This window comes from Streptomyces sp. Root1310 (assembly GCF_001426425.1).
Classification (GTDB): Bacteria; Actinomycetota; Actinomycetes; order Streptomycetales; family Streptomycetaceae; genus Streptomyces.
Map to the genome: position 1 here is coordinate 329,480 of NZ_LMEQ01000012.1, position 22,661 is coordinate 352,140.

A 22,661-nucleotide genomic window follows, 5' to 3' on the forward strand; every position below is an offset into this window, starting at 1 on the left:
CCGCTTCCCCGCCTGCCGGAGAAGCGACAACCGTCACAGTGCTGTCACCTTGGCACCCTGCCGGTTCCCCGGGAGCTGCCCGGTCTTTAGGCTGGCGCTGTCAAGAGCATTGCGGGGCAACGTGAATCAGATGCAGGGCCTGCTCCTGGCGGGTCGCTACCGGCTTGCCGACGCCATCGGGAGCGGCGGTATGGGCCGGGTGTGGCGTGCGCACGACGAGCTGCTCCACCGGGCCGTGGCCATCAAGGAGTTGACGGCGGCGCTCTACGTCGCGGAGGGCGACCAGGCCATCCTGCTGGCGCGGACCAGGGCGGAGGCCCGCGCGGCCGCGCGGATCAACCACTCCGCCGTGGTCACCGTGCACGACGTGCTCGAACACGACGGCCGGCCGTGGATCGTGATGGAACTGGTCGAAGGCCGTTCGCTGGCCGACGCCGTCAAGGAGGACGGGCGGGTCGAGCCCACCGAGGCGGCCCGGATCGGTCTGTGGGTGCTGCGTGCCCTGCGCGCCGCGCACGCCGCCGGCGTCCTGCACCGTGACGTCAAGCCCGGCAACGTGCTGCTCTCGCACGACGGACGCGTCCTCCTCACCGACTTCGGCATCGCCCAGATCGAGGGCGACAGCACCATCACCCGGACCGGGGAGGTGGTCGGTTCGGTCGACTACCTGGCCCCCGAGCGGGTGCGCGGTCAGGACCCCGGCCCGTCCTCCGACCTGTGGGCGCTGGGCGCGACGCTGTACACGGCGGTCGAGGGGCGGTCCCCGTTCCGGCGCACCTCGCCGCTGACCACTCTTCAGGCCGTCGTCGAGGAGGAGGCCGCCGAACCGGGGTACGCCGGTCCGCTCGGCCCCGTCATCAGCGCCCTGCTGCGCAAGGACCCGGCCACCCGCCCGGACACCGCCGAGACCGAGCAACTCCTCGCGGAGGCGGCCGAGGGCCGGCGCCCCAGCGGGGCGCAGGCGTACGTGCCGACGCAGTACGGAGGGCCCGACCGTTCTGCGGGGGGTCATCATTCCGGGGCGCACTCACTGTCCCGTCCGACGGCCGGCACCGCGTACGTCCCGGTGGCGGCGGAGGCGGCGACGCCCGTTCCCGGTCACCCCGTGACCAGCGCGACCGCCGTGGGCCCGACGGACATCGGCCCGGCGCCGTCCACCCGGCCGTCCCGGCCGCCCCGGCGCCGTCGTCGCGTGCTGGCGCTCGTCGTCGTCCTCGCCGCGCTGGTCGGCGGGGGTACGGCCGTGGCGTGGCAGAAGTGGGACGAGGGGCGGCGGGACACCGGCGGGTCCGGGACGGCGTCCACCTCGCCGAGCCCGAGCACCCCCGCCGGGACGAGCACCCCCGGCGGGCAGGGCGCCGACACCTGGGAGGAGATCGACGACCCGCTGGGCTTCGGGCTCTCCCTCCCCAAGGGCTGGGAACGGGAGGTGTTCCAGGACGACGGCGACCTCAAGCAGATCGACTACTCGCCCGACGGCGGCGAGCACTTCCTCCGGATCGCCCTCGACACGTCCCCCGACTTCAGCGATCCGTACGCGCACCAGATCGACCTCGAACAGCAGCTCGAGCGGCTGGTCGCCTACAACCGGGTCACCCTGGAGAAGAACGTCTACCGCGACCGGGAAGGCTCCGAGTGGGAGTACACCTGGACCGCGCTGGCCAAGGACACGAAGTTCCCGGGGCCGCGCCGCGCGATCGAGGAGACGTACGTGTCCCGCGACGGCACCGAGTACGCGATCTACATGTCCTCGCCCGCCGAGGACTGGACCGAGGCGGCCGGGCAGTTCAGGTCCGTACTGCAGAGCTGGCGGGAGCCGACATCGTAGCGTCGTGCCCGTCCCGGTAGTTGGCCGGACGGCGCCCCGGAGGCGTGACGTCCGGTGGGGCATGATGAGCCCATGGGGACAGAGGGGGGCGGGGACGCCGCACGGGTCATCGCGGGCCGTTACCGGCTGGACGCGAGACTCGGGCGCGGAGGCATGGGGGTCGTGTGGGGCGCCACCGACCAGCTGCTCGGACGGCGTGTCGCCGTCAAGGAGCTGACCCAGGACGACGCGCTCTCCGACGAGGAGGCGCGGGGCCGCCGCGACCGGACCCTGCGCGAGGCCCGCGCGGTGGCCCAGCTGAGCCACCCGCACATCATCGTCGTGCACGATGTCGTCGAGGAAGGCGAACGGCCGTACATCGTCATGGAGTTGATCGACGGCGGCTCGCTCGCCGACCGGATCGCCGCGCGGGGACCGATCGAGCCGGCCGAGGCGGCCCGGATCGGCATCGCTCTGCTCGGGGCCCTGCGCGCCGCGCACGCGGCCGGGGTGCTGCACCGGGACATCAAGCCCGCCAACGTCCTGCTCGAAGGCGACAGCGACCGCGTCGTCCTCACCGACTTCGGTATCGCGCAGGTCGCGGGCGCCACCACGCTCACCGAGACCGGGTCGTTCGTCGGCTCGCCCGAATACACCGCGCCGGAGCGGATGTCCGGGGCGCGGACCGGAGCGGAAGCCGACCTGTGGTCGCTGGGCGCGCTGCTGTGCACGGCGCTGAGCGGCGAATCCCCCTTCCGCCGCGACTCGTTGGGCGGCATCCTGCACGCCGTGGTCTTCGCCGAGATCAGGACACCCGCGCAGGCCGAGCCGCTGCTCCCCGTGGTCAGGGGGCTGCTGGAACGCGATCCGGACCGGCGGCTGGGCGCCGAGGAGGCGGAGCGGCTGCTGCGCGCCTATCTGGACACCGGGCATACGCCGACGCCGGTGTCGTCGAGATACACGCCGACCCAGGCGGACCTGCCCCGGCCGCGGTGGGAGGCGCCGGCGAGGGAGCGCTCCACGCGAGGGGTGCTCGTGGCCGCGCTGCTGGTCGCCGCGATGGCGGGAGCGGGGGTGTCGGCGGCGGCGCTGCTGCTGAACGGGGACGGCGACGGCGGGCGCACCCCCACGAGTTCGGCGCCGGGGTCCTCGGCGAGTTCCTCGACGAGCCCGACGCCCACCGGGGACTCCTCGGGCACCCGTTCCCCGTCCGGTGCGACCACGTCCTCCCGGCCCTCCCGGCCGGCCGCCTCCTCCACGGCCGGCTCCGCCTCCCCCGCCTCGGACGACCGTCCCGGTACGCCCACCGCCCCCTCCGGCTACCGGGTGGCGGTGGATCCCGCCGGGTTCTCGCTCGCCGTGCCGGAGGACTTCACCCGCGTACCGCAGGGCGAGCGGGTCTTCTACATGTCCCCCGGGCAGGTCTTCCGGCTCGGCGTCAAGGTCGCCGCCGCACCGCCCGGCGGCCCGCTCGCCGTGATGGAGTCGGCGGCCGCCAAGGGCCCGGACACCAACCCGGGTTACCACGACGGCCGGGTCACCGAGACCCGCCACGGCGGGCACCCCGCCGCCCTCTGGGAGTTCACCTGGAACGGTTTCAGCGCGGCGGAGGGGCCCCGGCACACCTACGACCTGTGCTGGCAGGAGGGCGGTCTGCTGTACGACGTGTGGGTGTCGGCGCCGGTCGGGAAGGTGCGGGAGGCGCGGGAGTACTTCGACGTCGCGGTCGACACGTTCACCGTATCGACCTAAACGGGAGATAAGGAACGTTGCGCGTCACGGGTCTGTGACCGGTGGGCGCCGCCGGTGGATACCGGCCTGCCTGGCGCGATATGGATGGACCATGAGTTTCGACGGGGGCGCCGGCCACGAGGCCGACGAGACGACGAGTTTTGTTCTGCAACCGCCCAGGCCGGCACCGCACCAGCAGGCCGCGGTGCCCGTCCAGGTCGCCCCGCCGCAGGAGCCGGGCGTCGGGCGGCTCATCGCGGGACGCTACCGGCTGCTCGCCAAGCTCGGGCACGGCGGCATGGGCACGGTGTGGCGCGCCAAGGACGAGACGGTGGACCGCGAGGTCGCCGTCAAGGAGCCCCGCGTCCCGGACCACCTTCCCGAACGTGAACAGGCCAACGCGTTCGAGCGGATGCGCCGCGAGGCGCGGGCCGCGGCCCGGCTGGACCATCCGGCCGTGGTGAACGTGCACGATGTGGCGGTCGTCGACGGCCGGCCGTGGATCGTGATGGAGCTGGTCCACGGACGCTCGCTCGGCGACGCCCTGCAGGAGGGCACGCTCGGCGCGCGCGAGGCGGCCAGGGTCGGCCTGGAGGTGCTCGGCGCGCTGGAGGCCGCGCACGCGGCGGGCATCCTGCACCGGGACGTGAAGCCGGACAACATCCTCCTCGGCCGCCACGACCGGATCGTCCTCACGGACTTCGGCATCGCCCAGATCGAGGGCGAGACCAACCTGACCGACACCGGCGGCTTCGTCGGCTCGCCCGAGTACATCGCCCCCGAGCGGGTGCTGGGCCAGCGCCCCGGCCCGGCCTCCGACCTGTGGTCCCTGGGCGTGGTGCTGTACGCGGCGACGGAGGGCGTCTCGCCGTTCCGCCGCAGCAACACCCCGGCCACGCTCCAGTCCGTCCTCAACGCGGTGCCCGCGCCGCCCGCCGCCGCCCAGGGCCCGCTCGCCGAGGCGGTCAACGGACTGCTGGAGAAGGACCCGGCGCGCCGCCCGGCCGCCGCACGGGTGCGGGCCCTGCTGGAGGCCGCCGCGAACCCGCCCGCATCCCCGCCCACCCAGGTCGTACGGGAGGTGGAAGTCCCGCGCGCCCGGCGCCGGTTCGGCCGCGCGGTGTGGAGCGGGCTCGGCGCGGCGGTCGTCGCGGTGGCGGTGGCGGCGTACCTGGTGGTCGCCGACCCGTTCGCGGGGCCGCTGCCGGACGGCTGGGCGACGAAGCCCGAGAAGGAGGTCACCGCGACGCTGGCGGTGCCCGACACCTACGTACGCGGCGAGCCCGGGAAGAACGCCGCCGCCGACGAACACTGGGTCAGCTACACCGACCCCAGCGGCGCGATCTCGGTCGTCCTGCTGGTGGAGCGCAAGGCCGAGGACACCGGCCGCGAGATCAAGGCCTCCGCGGCCGCCGAGATGTACGCCGACGACGGGGACTTCAAGGAGTCCGGCAGCTACGAGCTGGAGATGCCGGAGGGGCCGAAGACCCGGACCGACGACAACATGACCTTCCACGACCGCAAGGCCGCCGGGAACACGGTCGAGTACACCACCACCGACACCCAGGAACCGGCTCCGCGCGAGCTCAGGATCCTGTACTACAAGTCCACCGGTGGCGACATGTACAAACTGATGATCGGCTACCCGGGCAAGGGCGACTTCACCCGGCGCGGCCAGGAGGTGGCCCGCATCGCGATCGCCAACCTGAAGATCGACAAGCTCTAGTCCGGTGGCGGGCCCGTGCCGGGCCTGTGGCGGGCGGTGACGGGCCAGGGGGGCGGCCGGTGACGGGCCAGGGGCGGCCGGTGGCGGCCCGGTACCTCCCCGGAGCCGTCCCGAACTCGCGGCTCAAGGCGTGGGAGAGGGCGTACGGGCTGCCGTATCGCCTCTCCCCGGCCCAGGCGCCCGGCGCGGCCCGCTCCGGCTGCGCACGGTCCTCCAAAGCGCTTTGGAGGAAAGGGAGTTGGTGATACCCGCACACTTCTCCGGGCCGGGTGCGGTCGAGGTGTGACGGCTGGAAACGGGACGGTTCGCCGTGGGCAGGTGAGGGCGCTGGAGATCGTGGTAGTCATGGAGGCATGAGCAACGACGGGGACCCCGGCGGCGCCGAAAGCCGCACGGTGGGCGGGCGCTACCGGCTGCTGGAACGTATCGGCTCCGGCGGTACGGGCACCGTCTGGCGGGCCCGCGACGAGCTCATGGAGCGCGAGGTCGCCGTCAAGCAGCCCCGGCTGCCCGGTGATCCCGAGGACGACTTCCACCGCCGGGCCGCCCGCCGTCTGCACCGCGAGGCCAGGGCCGCCGCCCGGGTCGACCACCCCTGCGCCGTCGCCATCCACGACGTCGTGTTCGAGGAGGGCGCGGGTGCCGACGGGGAGGGCGGACTCCCGTGGATCGTCATGGAGCTGGTTCGCGGCGAGTCCCTGCACGAGGTGCTGAAGCGCGGCCCGCTCGCCCCGGCCGAGGCCGCCCGGATCGGCCTCGACGTCCTCGGCGCCCTGCGTGCCGCGCACGCCGTCGGCATCGTCCACCGGGACGTGAAACCCGCCAACGTCCTGCTCGGCCCTTCCCCGCTCCCGACCTCGTTCCGGCGGGGGCACCCCCACGGCCGGGTCGTCCTCACCGACCTCGGCATCACCCACATTCAGGGCGAGGAATCCCTCACCGTAGGCGGCGAGTTCGTCGGCTCGCCGGAGTTCGTCGCGCCGGAGCGGATGGCCGGCCGGGGCGGGGGCCCCGCCTCCGACCTCTGGTCCCTGGGCGTCCTGCTGTACGCGGCCGTCGAGGGCTGGTCCCCGTTCCGCCGTACGACCGTGGAGTCCACGCTCGCCGCGGTCATCGCCGCCGACCCACCGGAGCCGGAACAGGCCGGCCCGCTCGGCCCGCTGCTCGTACGGCTCCTGGTACGCGACCCGGTACAGCGGCCCGACCCGGCGGAGGTCGCCGAGGCCCTCGCCGCGATCGCGGAGAGCCTCCCGGCCGGGACCCCGGCCGGGGAGCACGGAGGGCACGGAGAGCCCGGGGGGTACGGAGGGCCCGGGGAGCACCGAGAGCCCGGGGGGTACGGGGCGGGGGAGTCGGGGAAGTCGGAGCAGCCGGAGGAAGAGGAGAAGACGCACGGCGGTGTCCAAAGTGGCGCGCGACCGGCTGGAGGTCGGTAGACGACCGGGCGACGTCCTGATCAGCGGGTTTGTTGCCAGTGAACGCTGGCGCCATGTGTGCGGTCGGTGAAACCGTATTACCGGCGGGTACCCAAAGTCTTCCCCACGTCATACTCTGCGCCTCATGACGGACTCGCAGGCCCCGGAAAAGACCGGCACCGAGCTCAGTGGGACGACCACGACCGGTACCAACCCCCTCGCCCCCGCTCCCACCGGCGTCCGTACCGCCGCAGACGTGGTCACGCCGGAGCTGGTCGCCCAGCTCACCAAGGGGGTGACCGGCTCCGGCCGTACCGCCAACCACACGCCCTTCACCGGCGGGAAGCTGGCCGACCTGCCCGAGTCCACGCCCGACGACGTGCTGAAGGCCTTCGAGGCGGCCCGCAAGGCACAGGCGGTCTGGGAGCGGACGCCCGTGCGGGAACGCGCCGCCGTCCTGCTCCGCTTCCACGACCTGGTGCTGGAGCGCCAGGCCGAGGTGCTCGACCTCATCCAGCTGGAGACCGGCAAGGCCCGTCTGCACGCCCACGAGGAGGTGCAGGCGGTGGCCGTCGCCGCCCGGCACTACGGCCGCAAGGCCCCCGCCTACCTCCGCCCCAAGCGGCACGCGGGCGCCATGCCGACACTGACGAAGGTGACCGAACTGCGCCACCCGCGCGGTGTCGTGGGCCAGATCGCCCCCTGGAACTACCCGCTGGAGCTGTCCGTCGGCGACGCGCTGCCGGCGTTCGTCGCGGGCAACGCGGTCGTGATGAAGCCGGACACCGAGACCTGCCTGACCGCCCTGTGGGCCCGTGACCTGCTCGTCGAGGCGGGGCTGCCCGCCGAGGTCTTCCAGGTCGTCCTCGGTGAGGGTCCCGTCGTCGGCCCGGAGGTCGTCCGGCACGCCGACTACGTCTCCTTCACCGGCTCCACCCGTACCGGCCGCGAGGTCGCCCAGGGTGCCGCCGCCCGTCTCGTCGGCGTCTCCCTCGAACTCGGCGGCAAGAACGCCATGCTGGTCCTCGAGGACGCCGACATAGAGAAGGCGGCGGCCGGCGCCGTCCGCGCCTGCTTCTCCTCGGCGGGCCAGCTCTGCATCTCCATCGAGCGGCTGTACGTCCACGAGTCGATCGCGGACGCCTTCGTCGAGCGCTTCGCCGCCCGCACCAAGGCCATGCGCCTGGGCACCTCCCTCGCCTACGGCGCCGACATGGGCTCCCTGGTGGGCGAGCGCCAGCTGGAGACGGTGACCCGGCACGTGGAGGAAGCCGTCGCCAAGGGCGCCAAGGTCGTCGCAGGCGGGGTCGCCCGCCCGGACATCGGCCCGTACTTCTTCGAGCCGACGATCCTCGACGGAGTGACGGAACCCATGTCCGTCTGCACCGAGGAGACCTTCGGCCCGGTCGTCTCGATCTACCGCTTCAAGACCGACGACGAGGCCGTCGAGCAGGCCAACTCCACGCCGTACGGGCTGAACTCGTCGGTCTGGACGAAGGACGGCCGCCGCGGCCGGGACGTCGCCTCCCGCCTGCGCACCGGCACGGTGAACGTCAACGAGGGCTACGCCCCGGCCTACGGCAGCGTCCAGTCGCCGATGGGCGGCATGAAGGACTCCGGTCTCGGCCGCCGCCACGGCTCCGAGGGCATCCTCAAGTACACCGAGGCCCAGACGGTGGCCCAGCAGCGGCTTCTCCCGATGGCTCCGGCACTGGGCATGAACGACGAGAAGTACGCGGAGTTCATGAGCCGGAGCCTGAGGCTGATGAAGGCATTCCGGTTCAGGTAGGAGCCGGGCCAGGGCCTTGAAGGGGCGGGGGCCGCATCCAGGTGCGGCCCCCGCCTCGTGAGCGCGAGCGACCACGTACGACCCGCACGGACACTCAAAGAGGAGCAAACGTGCCCCAGGACACCCACGACTACGACTACGACGTCCTCGTCGTCGGATCCGGCTTCGGCGGCTCGGTGACCGCCCTGCGCCTGACGGAGAAGGGCTACCGAGTCGGTGTCCTGGAGGCGGGCCGCCGTTTCACCCGGGAGTCGCTGCCCAGGAACTCCTGGGATCTGAAGAACTACCTCTGGGCCCCCAGGCTCGGCATGTACGGCATCCAGCGCATCCATCTGCTGGGCAACGTCATGGTGCTGGCGGGCGCGGGCGTGGGCGGCGGCTCCCTCAACTACGCCAACACCCTCTACGTACCGCCGAAGCCCTTCTTCGACGACCCCCAGTGGCGTGACATCACCGACTGGCAGGAGGAGCTCAAGCCGTACTACGACCAGGCGCGGCGCATGCTGGGCGTACGGCTCAACCCGACGACCACCCCCTCCGACGTGCATCTGAAGGCGGCCGCGGAGCGGATGGGCGTCGGCGACACCTTCCACATGGCGCCCGTCGGCGTGTTCTTCGGCGACGGCGAGGACGCCGACGGGACGGCGAAGGCCGCGCCGGGGGAGCAGGTCGCCGACCCCTACTTCGGCGGCGTCGGCCCGGCCCGCAAGGCCTGCACCGAGTGCGGCGAGTGCATGACCGGCTGCCGGCACGGCGCGAAGAACACCCTGAACGAGAACTACCTCCACCTCGCCGAGAAGGCGGGCGCGGTCGTGCACCCGCTGACGACGGCCGTCTCGGTCACGGACGACTCGCGGGGCGGCTACGCGGTCGCCACCCTGCCCACCGACGACCGCCGCAAGGCGAGGGGCCGGGTCTTCAAGGCCCGCCGGGTGGTGCTCGCCGCGGGCACCTACGGCACCCAGACGCTGCTGCACCGCATGAAGGCGGGCGGTCAACTCCCCTATCTCTCGCAGCGGTTGGGTGAGCTGACCCGTACCAACTCGGAGGCGCTGGTCGGTGCGCAGACCGACGACCGCCGCTACCGCAAGGCGACGGGCGCGGCGAAGGTGGACTTCACCCGCGGAGTCGCCATCACCTCCTCGGTCCACCCGGACGACAGCACCCACATCGAGCCGGTCCGCTACGGCAAGGGCTCCAACTCGATGGGCGGCCTGTCGATCCTGCAAGTGCCGTACGCGGAGGGCTCGTCGAGGGTCGCCGGCTGGCTCGCGAACGCGGCCCGCCACCCGCTCCTCGTCCTGCGCTCGCTCTCCAACCGCAAGTGGTCGGAGCGGACCATCATCGGTCTGGTGATGCAGTCCCTCGACAACTCGCTGACGACGTATCTGAAACCGGACGGCGTCGGCAAGGGGCTGCTCACCGCCCGCCAGGGCCACGGCGCACCCAACCCCAAGCAGATCAGGGCGGCTTCCGAGGCGGCTTCCGCGATCGCCGCCGAGATCAACGGCTTCGCCGGGTCCAACGTCGGCGAGCTGATGGGCACCCCGCTCACCGCGCACTTCCTCGGTGGCTGCCCAATCGGCGACTCGCGCGAGACGGGTGTCATCGACCCCTACCACCGCCTCTACGGCCACCCCGGCATCTCGGTCGTCGACGGCGCCGCGGTCTCGGCGAACCTGGGCGTGAACCCGTCGCTCACCATCACCGCCCAGGCCGAGCGCGCGATGTCGTACTGGCCGAACAAGGGCGAGACGGACCCGCGTCCGACGCAGGGCGCGGCCTACGAGCGGCTGAAGCCGGTGGAGCCGGTCAGCCCGGCGGTACCGGCGGAGGCGTTCGGCGCGCTGCGCCTGCCGTTCCTGGGAATGCCGGCCGTCCCGCCCAAGCAGTAGGCGTCCGGTCCGAGCGGTAAGCGTTCCGTCCGAGTTCGAGTCCGAGTCCGAGCCCGCGTTCCGCCGACAAAAGACGAAGGGACCTGCGCCCCCCTCCGAGCGCAGGTCCCTTCGCTGGTCTGTACGCGCGTTACGCGTGCGTGCCCGCCTTGCGACGACGGACCGCGAACACCGCGCCGGCGCCGGCCACCACGGCGACTCCGCCGACGAGTCCGATCATCGGCAGCGCCGAGTTCGAACCGGTCGAGGCGAGGCTGCCGCTGATCGGCTTGGCGCCGCCCTGGGGCTTGGCGCCGTCGGTGGGCTTGTCACCGTTCGGCTCGGCGTCGTCGACGTCGTCCGCGGAGCTGCCGGCGGCGAGGATCTCGACGTCGTAGTAGTCACCGTTGCCGTAGCAGGCGGAGTTCTTGCCCGCGTAGACGGCCTCGCTCAGCGCGAACGAGGAGCCCGCCGGCGCGGACGCCTTGATCTTCACCCGCAGGTCGAGCGTGGCGGACGAGCCCTGCTCCAGCGAGTCGAGCAGGCCCACGAAGGATCCGGTGACGTTGACCTTCGTGCCGTCCTCGTCCTCGTAGTAGTCCTGGAAGCCGTCGGTCCACTTGCCGTCCTCCTTGACCTGGATGACGGCGAGGCCCTCGGACAGCCACGCGTCCGTGTCGTCGCCGTACTCCATGAAGGAGTCGATGTACACGTTCTTCAGGTCCTGGTCGGAGCCGTTCTTGACGACGAACTCGAAGTCGTGCCAGCCGGAACCGGCGACGATCTTGCTCGGCAGGCCCTTGATCTGGGCGGTGAGCTTCTCGTCCAGTTCGAAGGACTTGCAGTCCGTGTACGGGTCGAACCCGTCCTCGCTCTCGCTCGCCGACGGGCTCGCGGAGGTGGTGCCCGAGCCGGAGGCGGACGGCGACGAGTCGCCGGACGGGGAGCTGGAGGCGCTGCCGCTCTGCGACCCGGACGCCGACGGGGACGTGGTGTCGGACTCGGACGCGGAGGCGGAGGCGCTCGAGCCGCTCGAGTCGGACGGCGAGGCGGAGGTGTCGTCGGACGCGGACGTGCTCGCGGACGGCGAACCGCTCTCCTCCGCGAAGGCGGCGGGCGCGGACAGCAGGGCGAGCGGCGCGATGACGGCCGTCGCAGCCATGGTGACGAGCGTTCGGCGAAGCTTCATGGAGACCTCGGTGGATCCGGTGGGAGGCCTTCCGCATGGGGGTTGGGATGTGGCCTTTGGTTCGGTAGGTGTGACAGACCAAAGCTGTGAACAGTTGTACGGGGCTCACAGAATCTTTATGTGGCACCCGTCACACCCCCGGGCGCAGGTACCCCGCTCAGCCCTTCGTGCCCCCGTCGGTGCCCGCGCCCCCTTCCGCGTCCACCTCCGTGTCCGTCGGGAGCAGCTCTCCCACGTCGGTCCCGCACTTCCGCTCGATCCCGGCGGCCGAGGCCTTGCGGGCGGTGTCGTCGGCCGATGCGGAGTCGCCGGCGCCGGCTTCGAGTGAGGTCGCGTACGTGCGCAGCGCCGAGGCGTCGTCCTTCCCGCCCGGTCCGGCGAGGCCGGCGAGGTCGGTGAGGACGGCGGCGAGCTCGTCCGGCGTGAGACGGCTGTCCTCGGACACGGCGAGCGGCGCGGCGACGGAGCAGAAGGTGTCGGCCGGCTCGCCGGCTCCCGCGACCTTCTCGTACCGGGCGGCCGGGTCGAGGGCGAAGTACCGGGCGGCCGTGGCGTCGGGGGTCGCGCTCCGCAGGATCCCCTGGACGCCGGTGGCCGGCTTCCCCGCGGTCCGGAACGCCATCGGTTCCTCGTCGCCGGGGACCAGCCGCTCCTCCCACGTCGAGCGGTAGGCGTCGGCGGTGACCGTCTCCCCCTGGAACTCGCCCTCGCCGATCCGGCCGTGGTCGTAGGGCAGGACACCGCCCGAGCCCAGCGGCGACCAGGCGCCGTCGGAGAAGCGGGCGAACGTGATCACGTAGTCGTGGCCGACCTCGAGCCGCGAGGTGTCGGGCGACGCCAGTTCCTTCTTCGTGCCGTCCTTCACTTGCCATCCGTCGGCGGTGAACGACACCGTCGACGGCAGGGCCGGCGCGTCGGACCGGGCCCAGACGAGCTCCCTGACCTGGAGGTCGACCGTCCGGGACAGATACTCCTCTTCCCCGGTCTCCTCGCCGGTCTCCTCGCCGGGGTCCCGCCGCTCGTGCTCGGCCGTGACCCGGACGACGGCGACCCGGTCCCCGTACGACACCCAGTCGGTCGCGGTGAAGGACGGCACCGCCTCCTTCTCCGAGGAGCCGAGCACGACGCCCGAGCTGTCGGCGTTCGAGCTCTCGGCGTCGCCTCCGGAGTGGTCGTCGGTCAACGGGACGAGCGCGAGCGCACCGGCGACGGCCGCGCCCAGCACGGCCCCCGCGATCTTCGTTCGCGTGGTCATGGCCACGGGACTCCCCCTCGGGTCGGTTCGGAAGGTCATCACTGTGACGCCGCGCGGCCCCTGTTCGTTCGGGTCCCTCCGTAGGGGGCGGACCGCCGGGGGAAGGCGGTCCGCCCGGTCAACGGGGGTCGGTCACCGCGGGCAGGTCACCGCGCGTCCGTCAGCGGGGGTCGGTCACTCCGCGTCGCCCGTGTCGTTCGGCAGGAGGTCGCCGACGTCGATGGTGCAGGCACGCGCGATCCGGGTGGCCGCGGTCTTGCGGATGGTGCTGGCGGTCCAGTTCGAGTCGTCCCCGGTGTGCAGCTGCGCCGCGTAGGCGCGCAGGATCGTGCTGTCCGCCGCCTCCGACATGCCGGCGAGGTCGCCCAGGACGTCCGCGAGCTCGCTCGCCGTGTACCTGCTGTCGGCGTCGGTCGCGAGGGGCGCCGCCACCCGGCAGAAGGTGTCCGCCGCCGCTGCCGCCGCCGCGGCGGCCTTGGCGACCAGCCGGGCCCGGGCGACCGCGTCGAGGGCGTAGTTCTGGGCGGCGGTGGCATCGGGGGTCGCACTGGTCAGGAGCGCCTTGACGCCGGCCGCGGTCTTGCCCGCCGCCTGGTAGGTCAGGGGTTCGGCCACGCCGCTGACCAGCCGCGACGCCATGGTCGAGCGATACGCCGAGGCGGTCACCGTCGAGCCCTGGTACTCGCCCTGGCCCACCTCGCTGTTCTCGTAGGGGAGGATGGCGCCGGTTCCCAGCGTCGACCACTCCCCGTCGGAGAAGTGGGCGAACGAGACCAGGTAGTCGTGCCCGACCTCCATGCGGGAGGTGTCCTGCGAGCTCACGCGGAGCTTGCCCTCGTCCTTGAACTCCCAGCCGTCCGCGATGATCGACAGCGTGTCGGGCAGGGCCGTGGCGCCCGAGCGGGACCACACCCGTTCCTTGACCTCGAGGTCGATCGTCCGGGAGAGGTAGCCCTCGCCCGCCGCGATCTCCTCGCTGTCGGCGACCCCTTCGTGCTCGGCGGCCACATGGACGACCGCCGCCTGGTCGCCGTACGAGACCCAGTCGCTCGCCGTCCGGGACGGGATGGCGTCCTTCGACTCGCCGAGGACGACGTCGCTTTGCCGGCCCGCTTCGGTGGCGCGCGCGTCGTCCGTGAACGGGACGAGCGCGGCCGAACCGATCAGGACGCCGGCTATGGCGGCACCCAGCACGGTCCCCGTTATCTTCTTTCCGGTGCTCATTGCCACGAGATTCCCCCTGGTCGGATCTCAGTAGGTCGCGTTGATGTTTTCTTTGTTGTTGGCGCCGAGCTTGTAGACGTCGTTGTACGACATGCAGCCGAGGCGGTCGTCGTACAGACCGAGGCGGGGGCTGGCTTCGGGGCCGTGCGTCAGGCCGACGGCGTGCCCGGTCTCATGGCACGCGTCCGACTTGTTGACGGAGCCGATTCCCGTGTGGTCCTTGTTGAAGACGATGTAGTGCTGGTCGCACTTCTTCGTGCTGGAGGCGTCGTCGCACCAGGTGATGCCGATCTTGCCGCGCGACAGGGTCTTCGCCTTGTAGACGACGTCCGTCTCGGCGCTGCCCCGGTAGACGCCGGAGGACTGGATCTTCACCACGAGGTCGGTCGGCCCGAAGTAGTCCCTCGCCGCGCGGGAGATGGTGTTCTTCTCGGCCGAGGACAGGCTGCCCTCCCGGTAGATGGTGAGGGTCTTGTTGTCCGTCTGGCAGAACCCGTCGCCCATCTCGCCGTCGACGCACGTGTGGAAGTAGTTCCCGGTCGGGTACATGTTGTCGGTCAGCGCGGCCTGGACCATGGTGGTGCCCGCGACCAGGGCTGTCGTCGCCACCCCTATGACGAAGACACTCCTCCGTTTGATCGCCACTGGCGATCCCCCCTATCTGTCCGCCTCCTGTGTTTCTCCTCGGAAGTTCCGGTGAGCGTGGGGCGGTTGGGGGTGATCTAACGGGATCAAGTACTGGCCAAAAGTTGACCGAGCGTTGATTGGCTTGAAGCGACCCGCAAGAGGCCGAATGTGTTCATAGCGTGAAAGGGCGGTGAAAGCATTCGGAAATCATTCGCTCTCTGTCCGCGTATCCCGTATAAGGCGGCGTCGCGTATCGCGTCCGGCGTGGCGTCCCGTGCCCGTCCCCTGTCCGTCCCGTGCCCGTCCCTTGTCGCGTCCCGTATCGCGTCGGGGCGCGCGGAGGCGCGCGCGTCGGGGCGCGCAGAGGTGCGGGGGCATGACGAAGGGCCCCGCGGGACGGATCCGCGAGGCCCTTCTTTATCGTCAGCACCGGCGTCAGGGCAGCGCCGGTGCCTGGGAGCGGCGCCGGGGGGTCGCGCCGCTGGCCTGGACCTTCAGCAGTGCGGAGAGCGCACCGAAGATGGTTGCCCGGAGGGGGACTTGGGCTGGTCGGGGCCTTCTACGCATCGTGCTGGATGAGCGCGGCCCCCGCAACCGTTTGACCCAGCCCTTGTGCATTTTTGCATTTTTCACCGGTCGGCTCGGCCCCGGGCGTCCCCGGGGCCGGCCGTTCTCTGGGGTGACCGGGCTGCTGTCCCCTGCCGTCCGGTCACTTGTCCGGAGCGAGGTCCCACGGCGCACGGCACGATCCGTACGCCTCATCGCTCCGGCGAGCCACGCGTGGTTATTCCGGGCCCGCCCCTGGCTGGAACGGACACCGGGACCAACGAACCCGTCCGGGAGGCGGTCACGCGCCCGTACGGGTGAGAAGGGAGCTGACGGGGGCTGACGGGAGCTGACTGCCAACGGGGGCTGACGGGGCTGACGGGGGCCGAAGCGACGTCCGACCTCAGACGCGGCCCCGGCTCAGTTCGAGCAGCGTCATCGCCAGGGACGTGCCGGGCTTGCCGAGGGCGTCCCGGTAGTGGCCGAGGATCTCCATCTCGCGGGAGAGGTTCACGCGCCGGCCGCCGGAGGTGATCCGCGCTTCCTGGATGACGGCGGAGACGGCCATCCGTTCCTGGATCAGACCGATGATCCGGTCGTCGAGCGAGTCGATGCGCTCACGGGCGCCGGTGATCACGTCGGCGGCCTCGGGGGTGCGGGCGCCGGTCAGGTCGATGGTGGTCATGGGGGCTCCTGTGGTGGCTACGGGTGCCCCGGAGCGGCAGGACCCGGGAGAAACGACAGGCGCCCCGGGCCTTGTCGGCCCGGGGCGCCTGGGAAGTCGCTTGTCAGTTGCTCAAGCAGCACGACCATGGCAGCCGGTGGGCCGGTTGCCATAGGTAAAGACGAAGGTCGGGTGCGTGAGCATGGGGCAAGTATGCAGGGTCGCCGGGTGAGGTCCAAGGCGGTTCGTGGGGCGGTTCGCATCCTGAGACGCGGCGCTGGGTCCGGCGCTGGGTCCGGTCCTGCGTCCGGTGCTGGGCCGGTCCCGACCGGTGCTGGGCCGGTCCCGACCGGTGCCGGGACCGGTCCCACGTCCACCTCGGTAGAATCGGGTTACACAGAGACCCCGCCCCACCGCCGGAAGGCCCCCGTGTCATCAGCGACTCCTACTGCCGCCGCCCCCGACACCGTCCTGGTCGTCGACTTCGGCGCGCAGTACGCCCAGCTCATCGCCCGTCGAGTCCGCGAGGCGCGGGTCTACAGCGAGATCGTGCCGAGCACCATGCCGGTCCGGGAGATGCTCGCCAAGAACCCGGCGGCGATCATCCTCTCCGGCGGCCCCTCGTCCGTGTACGAGGAGGGCGCCCCCCGCCTCGACCGCGAGATCTTCGAGGCCGGCGTTCCCGTCTTCGGCATGTGTTACGGCTTCCAGCTGATGGCGCAGACCCTCGGCGGCACGGTCGACAACACCGGCGCCCGGGAGTACGGCCGCACCGAGCTGCACGTCTCCCGCTCGGCCTCCACCCTCTTCGAGGGCACCCCGGACGAGCAGGCCGTGTGGATGTCGCACGGCGACGCCTGCTCCGCCGCCCCCGAGGGCTTCATCGTCAGCGCCTCCACGGACGTCGTCCCGGTCGCCGCCTTCGAGAACGACGAGAAGAAGCTGTACGGCGTCCAGTACCACCCCGAGGTCATGCACTCCACGCACGGCCAGCAGGTGCTGGAGCACTTCCTGTACCGCGGCGCGGGCCTCACCCCGGACTGGACCACCGGCAACGTCATCGACGAGCAGGTCGCGGCCATCCGTGAGCAGGTCGGCGACAGGCGCGCCATCTGCGGTCTCTCCGGAGGCGTGGACTCGGCGGTCGCCGCGGCCCTCGTCCAGAAGGCCATCGGCTCCCAGCTGACCTGCGTGTACGTCGACCACGGTCTGATGCGCAAGGGCGAGACCGAGCAGGTCGAGAAGGACTTCGTGGCCGCGACCGGCGTCCAGCTGAAGGTCGTGGACGCGGAGGAGCGCTTCCTCAACGCCCTCAAGGGCGTCTCGGACCCCGAGGAGAAGCGGAAGATCATCGGCCGCGAGTTCATCCGGGTCTTCGAGCAGGCCCAGGCGGAGATCATCGCGGACGCCGGTCCGGCGGTGGAGTTCCTGGTCCAGGGCACGCTGTACCCGGACGTCGTCGAGTCCGGCGGCGGCACCGGCACCGCGAACATCAAGTCCCACCACAACGTGGGCGGTCTGCCGGAGGACCTCGAGTTCCAGCTGATCGAGCCGCTGCGCAAGCTGTTCAAGGACGAGGTCCGCATGGTCGGCCAGGAGCTCGGCCTGCCGGAGGAGATCGTCCAGCGCCAGCCGTTCCCGGGCCCCGGCCTCGGTATCCGGATCGTCGGCGAGGTCACCAAGGACCGTCTGGACCTGCTCCGCGACGCCGACGCGATCGCCCGCGAGGAGCTGACGGCCGCCGGTCTCGATCGTGAGATCTGGCAGTGCCCGGTGGTCCTCCTCGCCGACGTGCGCAGCGTCGGCGTGCAGGGCGACGGCCGCACCTACGGCCACCCGATCGTCCTGCGCCCGGTCTCCTCCGAGGACGCGATGACCGCCGACTGGTCGCGCCTCCCGTACGACGTCCTGGCGAAGATCTCCACCCGGATCACCAACGAGGTGCGCGACGTCAACCGGGTCGTCGTCGACGTGACCTCGAAGCCGCCGGGCACCATCGAGTGGGAGTAGGCCGGCAGGCCCTTCCGGGGGAAGGGCTCAGGTCCGTCTGAGCGTGCGCACCGGCTCTCCGGGGTGCCAGACCTGGGCGACCAGATAGGTGTCGTCCTCGACGTAGGTCCGTACGACCTCCGTCAGCTCGGTGCGGAAGAGGTGGAACGGCTGCGGCGGTTCCACCTCTTTCACGTACGCGGCCCTCGCGTCCCCGTCCGCCACCTCGACGGCCCGCCCCGCGACCCGTACGTCGCCCCCGCCCATCCCGGTGCCCTCGCCGGGGTTGGCCTGGAGGCAGAAGCGGGCGTCACGGCGCAGGTCGAGGGCCTTGAGCGAGTCCGGCATCATGCCGAGCCACAGCTCACCGCCGAGGAAGCGGACCTCGATACCGGTGGTGCGGGGGGAGCCGTCCTTGCGCAGCGTCGCGAGGACGTGATGCGTGAAGGCCCCGAAGCGTTCCTCGGTGATCTTCGCGAGTGCGGGTTCGGCTGCGGCGAAGGCCGCCCAGTTCGCTGTCATACGGCGAGTGTGGCCCTCATACCCGACATCTGCTGTCCGGTATCGCCGGGCCGTGGGTCAGAAGCCCTGCGGAACCGGCCGGACGTACCGCTCCAGCCCCGCCGCGTCCCGCACCGGCGTGCAGCCGGCCGCCGTGAGCCGCCGGGCCAGCTTCGCGCGCCGGGCCGCGTTGATCCGGAGGGAGCCCAGCATGAACAGCGGCATCAGCACGGCGAGCGGGAGCAGGACGGCGTACTTTCCGGTGAGCACGGCCATCAGCAGGAACAGCACCGCCGAGCCCCAGCCGATGGCCAGCATCTGCTTGCGGTTGGCGGCCGCGCCGAGGGCGTCGTGGCGGATGAGCGCCGTGATCACGTCGACCTCCGGCTGCACCTCGGGCACCGGGGTGAGCGAGCCCAGGTACATGCCCGGCACCGGGCGGCCGGGGCCCGGGTCGGGGAAGGCCGCCGAGTTCGCCGCGGCCCGCTGCCGGGCCCAGGGGCCCGCGTCGCGTACCAGCTGGACGTGCATGACGCGGTGCTTGCCGACCAGACGCACGCTCTCGTACCGGAAGCCGTAGCACTCGGCGAGGTAGACCAGCGAGCCGAACGTCTCCAGCTCCGCGAAGGGATGGACGAGCTCGATGGCGTTCTGCGTCGCGATCTGACGCATGAGGGCGGCAATGTGTCTGTCGGTGAGACTCACGGTGTGCTCCGAAGGTGACGGAAATCGTCATCTTTACATAACGGCTCTGCCCTTTTGCACTGACCGACGGTAACTTCCGCGTCGTAAAGCAACCAGTGCTGGAGGACCGATGCACGGGCCCACGCCGCCTGCCCCCCTGCCCACCGACCGGCTTCAGTTCGCGATGCCGCCGATGCACGACTCGGTGGAGGACGAGCGCCGACACCGCAAGGAACGCCTGGCGGGCGCGGTACGCATCTTCGGGCGGCTCGGCTTCGAGGACGGAGTCTCGGGGCACATCACCGCCCGCGACCCGGAGTTCGACGACTGCTTCTGGGTCAACCCGTTCGGGATGCCCTTCAAGCACGTCACCGTCGGCGACCTGGTGCTGGCCAACGCCGACGGACAGGTCGTCGAGGGCCGCTACCACGTCAACCAGGCCGCCTTCACCGTGCACGCCCAGGTGCACGCCGCCCGACCGGACGTCGTCGCGGTCGCCCACTGCCACTCGGTGCACGGCCGCGCCCTCGCCGCGCTCGGCGAGCTGCTCGATCCCATCACCCAGGAGAGCTGCGCCTTCTACGAGGACCACGCGCTCTACGACGCCTACACCGGCGTGGCCGTCGACGCGGAGGAGGGGCGGCGAATCGCGTCCGCGCTCGGCTCTCGCAAGGCGCTCGTGCTGCGCAACCACGGGCTGCTGACGGTCGGCGACTCGGTGGACGCGGCCGCCTGGTGGTTCCTGTCGATGGAACGCTCCAGCCAGGTCCAGCTGACCGCGCGGGCGGCGGGCCGGCCCGTCCTGATCGACCACCGCGCGGCGGTCGCGACCCGGGAACAACTCGGCGGCGACCTCGTGGCGTGGATCAACTACCAGCCGCTGTGGCAGGACATCAGCCGGGGCGAACCGGACCTGCTGACCTGAGACCCACCCCGGCGGCCGCGTCCGCAGGCCGCGTCCGGACGCCGTGTCGGCAGGCCGTGCGTTGACGCCGATGCCGTGCCCGCAGGCCGTGTGCCGGCGCCGTGGTGACGCCGTGTCCGCAGCCGGGTGCTGACGGGGAGCCGGGCGCCGGACGGATGCCGTGGGCCGGATGGATGCCGTGGGCCGGTGGCGTTCTAGAAGCCGCGAAGGACGACCGCCTTCGTCCGGGCGAACTCCTCGTCCGTGAGCACCCCGTCCCGGTGCAGCTCGCCCAACTCGCGGAGCCGGCGCAGCAGGACGTCGTGATGGTCGGACGGGGGCGGGACGGAAGCCGCGCGCCCGCGCCCGCGCGCCAGGTCCCCGTACTCGCGTACCTGCGCCCGTTCCTGGTCGCGCTCGTGCTGCCGCTCCGCACCCGAGTGGGTGGAGGGATGGGGGAGACGCGCGGTGACCGCGGTCGCCACCAGGGCCGTCAGCAGGTCGCGGCTCACGTTCCCCCACAGATCCAGTGCGTACGGGTCCTTCTCGGCCGGCAGCTTCGAGAACACCGTCTCGCGGGTCACGAAGCGCAGGAAGCCGTCCTCCAGGCCGGAGTTGGGCAGCCACTCGACCCGCATGACATCGCCGACGTTGATCACGCGTGGACCCGTCGCGCGCTTCACCCGGTCCGAGGTGTCCGCCCAGTCGACCCGCACCTGGATGCCGTCGAAGGAGACGGTGCCGTCGGAGGAACGCACGGAGACCGGAACCGGCGGACCCGGCAGGAGGTAGGCCTTGGTCGGCTCGCCCGGGACCTGGTCGAGGAGCAGCGCGTGCCGGATCTCCTCGGCGAGGTACTCCGCCACCCCGGAACGGTCCACGTCCACGGTGAGCCGGTAGGGATCGGCACGATCGGGCAGCCGGCCGCCGGTCGCGTGCAGCAGCGGATCGGCCCCCTCGCGCAGTCGCATCCGCAGCCGCCCGCGCTTGCGTTCGGGTTCGTAGACGATCCCGGCGACCGCCTCCAGGGGCACGGTGATCTCCCCGTACGTCTGCCGGAACAGCGGTACGGAGCGGTGCAGGCCCGGAGTGATCCTGACCGATGTGCCGTCGAAGGCCCAGGTCCCGTCACGCTGGATGATCTCGGCCATACGGAAATTCTCGCAGCCGGGTCAACACGGCCCTGCCCGCTTCACCCGCGCTGACCAGACCTGCCGGGAACAAGGGGGTGTGCCGTAGGGCACAATTCGCTGTCATTGCGGGGGAGTTGTTCACAGTGCGGCGACCGGGATCCAACCGGGTCCTTCGAGGGTCGCCATCCGATCGGGTCGTGGGGAAGGCGGGCGTCGGACATGGCGGTGCAGGAGGCGAGACAGAGCGCGGGGTCGAGCAGGGGGCCGGGCGGTCACGAGGGTGGCTGCACCTGCGGGGACTGCCCGCACGGCGCCCGCGCGGGACACCGGCGGGCGGTCGCGGAGTTCCTGGTGCAGCGGGACGGGTTCGCGGCCGGGCACGGCCTGCCGGCCGCCGTCGCCCACTCCGTCTCGGCCTCCCGCCAGTGGGTCTCCGAGGAGCTCACCCAGTCCGCGGAACTCGTCGCCGAACGCGGCCGTGCCGAGGGAGAGGCCTGGCTGTCACGCCTGTGGCTCCGCACGGCGCTGACCGTGTGGGGAGCGGTCGTGGCGCTGTCGCTGGTGCAGTCCCTCACCGCCATCGGCGCGGGCTGGACCGACGCCCGCACCGCCGGACTCCTCGCCGCGCTGGTCGTCGCCGGCGCGCTGACCGCGGCCTCCTGGTTCCACCGAGCGCGCGGCGGGGCCCTCGCACCCGTGATCGGCGAGGACAACCGCCTCTCCACCTCCCGCGCGGTCGCCGTCGGCTGGGTGCTGTTCGTGGCCTACGCCGTGCTGGTCCTGGTGGGCCGGCTCGCCGCCGCCTCCGGCCACGCCGAACGCGACGCGCTGCTCGCCGGGCTCGATCTCTCCCGTGGCGCCGGCGTGGTGACCGTCCTCGCCGTCGTCTGCGGGATCGCCGTGCTGGTGCGCCGGGTGGTCGGCCTGCGGGTCCTCGGCCAGCGGCTCCAGAAGGTCCGCGCCCACCGCCCCCGGGCGGCCGACCTGCTGACCGACGACGCCGGCCGCGGTACCTTCGCCGACATCCAGTACGTCGTGATCTGCGCCGTCGCCCTGGCCTTCGCCGCGGTCCGGCTGGCCCGCCGCCCCGACCAGCTGCCCGACCTCCCCTGGGGCCTGGCGGTCGTCGTCCTGGTCTCGGCCGCGACCTACCTCGCCGGCAAGTACGCGGAGGGCGGCCGTCCGGTCATCCTGTCCGTCGTCCGCTCCCGCGAGGCCGGTGACCTCGACGCCCCGATCCGCACCGGCGACGACATCGAGATCCGCGGCGCCGGATTCGTCCCGCCGGGCGCCCAGACCGCCGACCGGCTCTCCCGCATGGTCGTCCGCGTCGGCCCGGTCCATGTCCATGTCCCCCTCGTGCCGGTCACCGGCGGCTTCAGCAACCCCACCGACGCCGTCCTCACCGTCCCCGTCCCGGCGGACGTGGAACCGGGCCGGGTGGACGTACAGGTCGTCACGGCCGCGGGTGCGGAGACGAACCGGTACGCCATCGACGTCACGGACTGAACCTGACCTGACCGGAATGACCCGGACATGACCCCAACCGACCGGACATGACCCGAGGCCGACCCCCCGGGTCTGACCTGACCGCGCCGGACCG

General features: G+C 71.9%; 16 protein-coding genes and 1 pseudogene. 9 read left to right on the top strand and 8 right to left on the bottom strand.

Annotation, left to right across the window (positions count from 1 at the left end; genetic code table 11):
* The first annotated feature begins 130 nt into the window (after positions 1 to 130).
* From ASD48_RS19710 to ASD48_RS19735, 6 genes and pseudogenes are all read left to right on the top strand, one after another.
* On the top strand, positions 131 to 1,828 hold the full coding sequence (locus tag ASD48_RS19710; RefSeq protein ID WP_057602919.1) for a serine/threonine-protein kinase: 1,698 nt from the start codon (positions 131 to 133) through the stop codon (positions 1,826 to 1,828).
* A 72-nt stretch (positions 1,829 to 1,900) separates the two neighbouring features.
* Positions 1,901 to 3,559, top strand: coding sequence for a serine/threonine-protein kinase (locus ASD48_RS19715; RefSeq protein ID WP_057602920.1), 1,659 nt, complete (start codon positions 1,901 to 1,903; stop codon positions 3,557 to 3,559).
* A gap of 91 nt (positions 3,560 to 3,650) precedes the next feature.
* Positions 3,651 to 5,264 (top strand): serine/threonine-protein kinase, encoded by a 1,614-nt coding sequence (locus tag ASD48_RS19720; protein WP_057602921.1) that lies wholly within the window; start codon positions 3,651 to 3,653, stop codon positions 5,262 to 5,264.
* Positions 5,265 to 5,617: 353 nt separating this feature from the next.
* A pseudogene (locus tag ASD48_RS19725) lies at positions 5,618 to 6,505 on the top strand (serine/threonine-protein kinase); the annotation flags it as partial.
* Positions 6,506 to 6,824: 319 nt separating this feature from the next.
* A complete protein-coding gene (locus ASD48_RS19730) occupies positions 6,825 to 8,468 on the top strand; it encodes a succinic semialdehyde dehydrogenase (RefSeq protein ID WP_057602922.1) in 1,644 nt (547 codons plus the stop codon).
* Positions 8,469 to 8,578: 110 nt separating this feature from the next.
* The gene (locus ASD48_RS19735) at positions 8,579 to 10,363 is read left to right on the top strand and encodes a GMC family oxidoreductase (RefSeq protein ID WP_057602923.1); all 1,785 of its coding nucleotides are present in this window, start codon (positions 8,579 to 8,581) and stop codon (positions 10,361 to 10,363) included.
* Between the two features lie 130 nt (positions 10,364 to 10,493).
* Here ASD48_RS19735 and ASD48_RS19740 read toward each other — a convergent pair whose 3' ends face one another.
* From ASD48_RS19740 to ASD48_RS19760, 5 genes are all read right to left on the bottom strand, one after another.
* Positions 10,494 to 11,504, bottom strand: a complete 1,011-nt coding sequence (locus tag ASD48_RS19740) for an LPXTG cell wall anchor domain-containing protein (RefSeq protein ID WP_242432659.1) — start codon at positions 11,502 to 11,504, stop codon at positions 10,494 to 10,496.
* A 184-nt stretch (positions 11,505 to 11,688) separates the two neighbouring features.
* Positions 11,689 to 12,786 (bottom strand): hypothetical protein, encoded by a 1,098-nt coding sequence (locus tag ASD48_RS19745; RefSeq protein WP_057602925.1) that lies wholly within the window; start codon positions 12,784 to 12,786, stop codon positions 11,689 to 11,691.
* A gap of 174 nt (positions 12,787 to 12,960) precedes the next feature.
* Positions 12,961 to 14,010: a hypothetical protein gene (locus ASD48_RS19750; RefSeq protein ID WP_057602926.1), complete on the bottom strand. Its 1,050-nt coding sequence runs from the start codon at positions 14,008 to 14,010 to the stop codon at positions 12,961 to 12,963.
* Between the two features lie 27 nt (positions 14,011 to 14,037).
* On the bottom strand, positions 14,038 to 14,655 hold the full coding sequence (locus tag ASD48_RS19755; protein ID WP_242432660.1) for a hypothetical protein: 618 nt from the start codon (positions 14,653 to 14,655) through the stop codon (positions 14,038 to 14,040).
* A 931-nt stretch (positions 14,656 to 15,586) separates the two neighbouring features.
* Positions 15,587 to 15,868, bottom strand: coding sequence for a chorismate mutase (locus ASD48_RS19760; protein ID WP_057602927.1), 282 nt, complete (start codon positions 15,866 to 15,868; stop codon positions 15,587 to 15,589).
* 408 nt (positions 15,869 to 16,276) lie between these two features.
* On the opposite strand from ASD48_RS19760, the gene guaA reads away from it, so the two are divergent.
* Positions 16,277 to 17,857, top strand: a complete 1,581-nt coding sequence (gene guaA, locus ASD48_RS19765) for a glutamine-hydrolyzing GMP synthase (RefSeq protein WP_057602928.1) — start codon at positions 16,277 to 16,279, stop codon at positions 17,855 to 17,857.
* Positions 17,858 to 17,884: 27 nt separating this feature from the next.
* Here guaA and ASD48_RS19770 read toward each other — a convergent pair whose 3' ends face one another.
* Complete coding sequence (locus ASD48_RS19770; RefSeq protein ID WP_057602929.1) at positions 17,885 to 18,358, bottom strand: pyridoxamine 5'-phosphate oxidase family protein; 474 nt, start codon at positions 18,356 to 18,358, stop codon at positions 17,885 to 17,887.
* 57 nt (positions 18,359 to 18,415) lie between these two features.
* A complete protein-coding gene (locus ASD48_RS19775; RefSeq protein ID WP_242432661.1) occupies positions 18,416 to 19,009 on the bottom strand; it encodes a hypothetical protein in 594 nt (197 codons plus the stop codon).
* A gap of 142 nt (positions 19,010 to 19,151) precedes the next feature.
* On the opposite strand from ASD48_RS19775, the gene ASD48_RS19780 reads away from it, so the two are divergent.
* A complete protein-coding gene (locus tag ASD48_RS19780) occupies positions 19,152 to 19,946 on the top strand; it encodes a class II aldolase/adducin family protein (protein WP_057602931.1) in 795 nt (264 codons plus the stop codon).
* A gap of 194 nt (positions 19,947 to 20,140) precedes the next feature.
* Here the strand turns inward: ASD48_RS19780 and ASD48_RS19785 are convergent, their stop codons facing one another.
* Entirely contained in the window at positions 20,141 to 21,076 is a 936-nt protein-coding gene (locus ASD48_RS19785) for a DUF4429 domain-containing protein (RefSeq protein WP_057602932.1), read from the bottom strand.
* A 201-nt stretch (positions 21,077 to 21,277) separates the two neighbouring features.
* Between ASD48_RS19785 and ASD48_RS19790 the strand changes: the two genes are divergently transcribed.
* On the top strand, positions 21,278 to 22,567 hold the full coding sequence (locus tag ASD48_RS19790; protein WP_057602933.1) for a hypothetical protein: 1,290 nt from the start codon (positions 21,278 to 21,280) through the stop codon (positions 22,565 to 22,567).
* Positions 22,568 to 22,661: the final 94 nt, after the last annotated feature.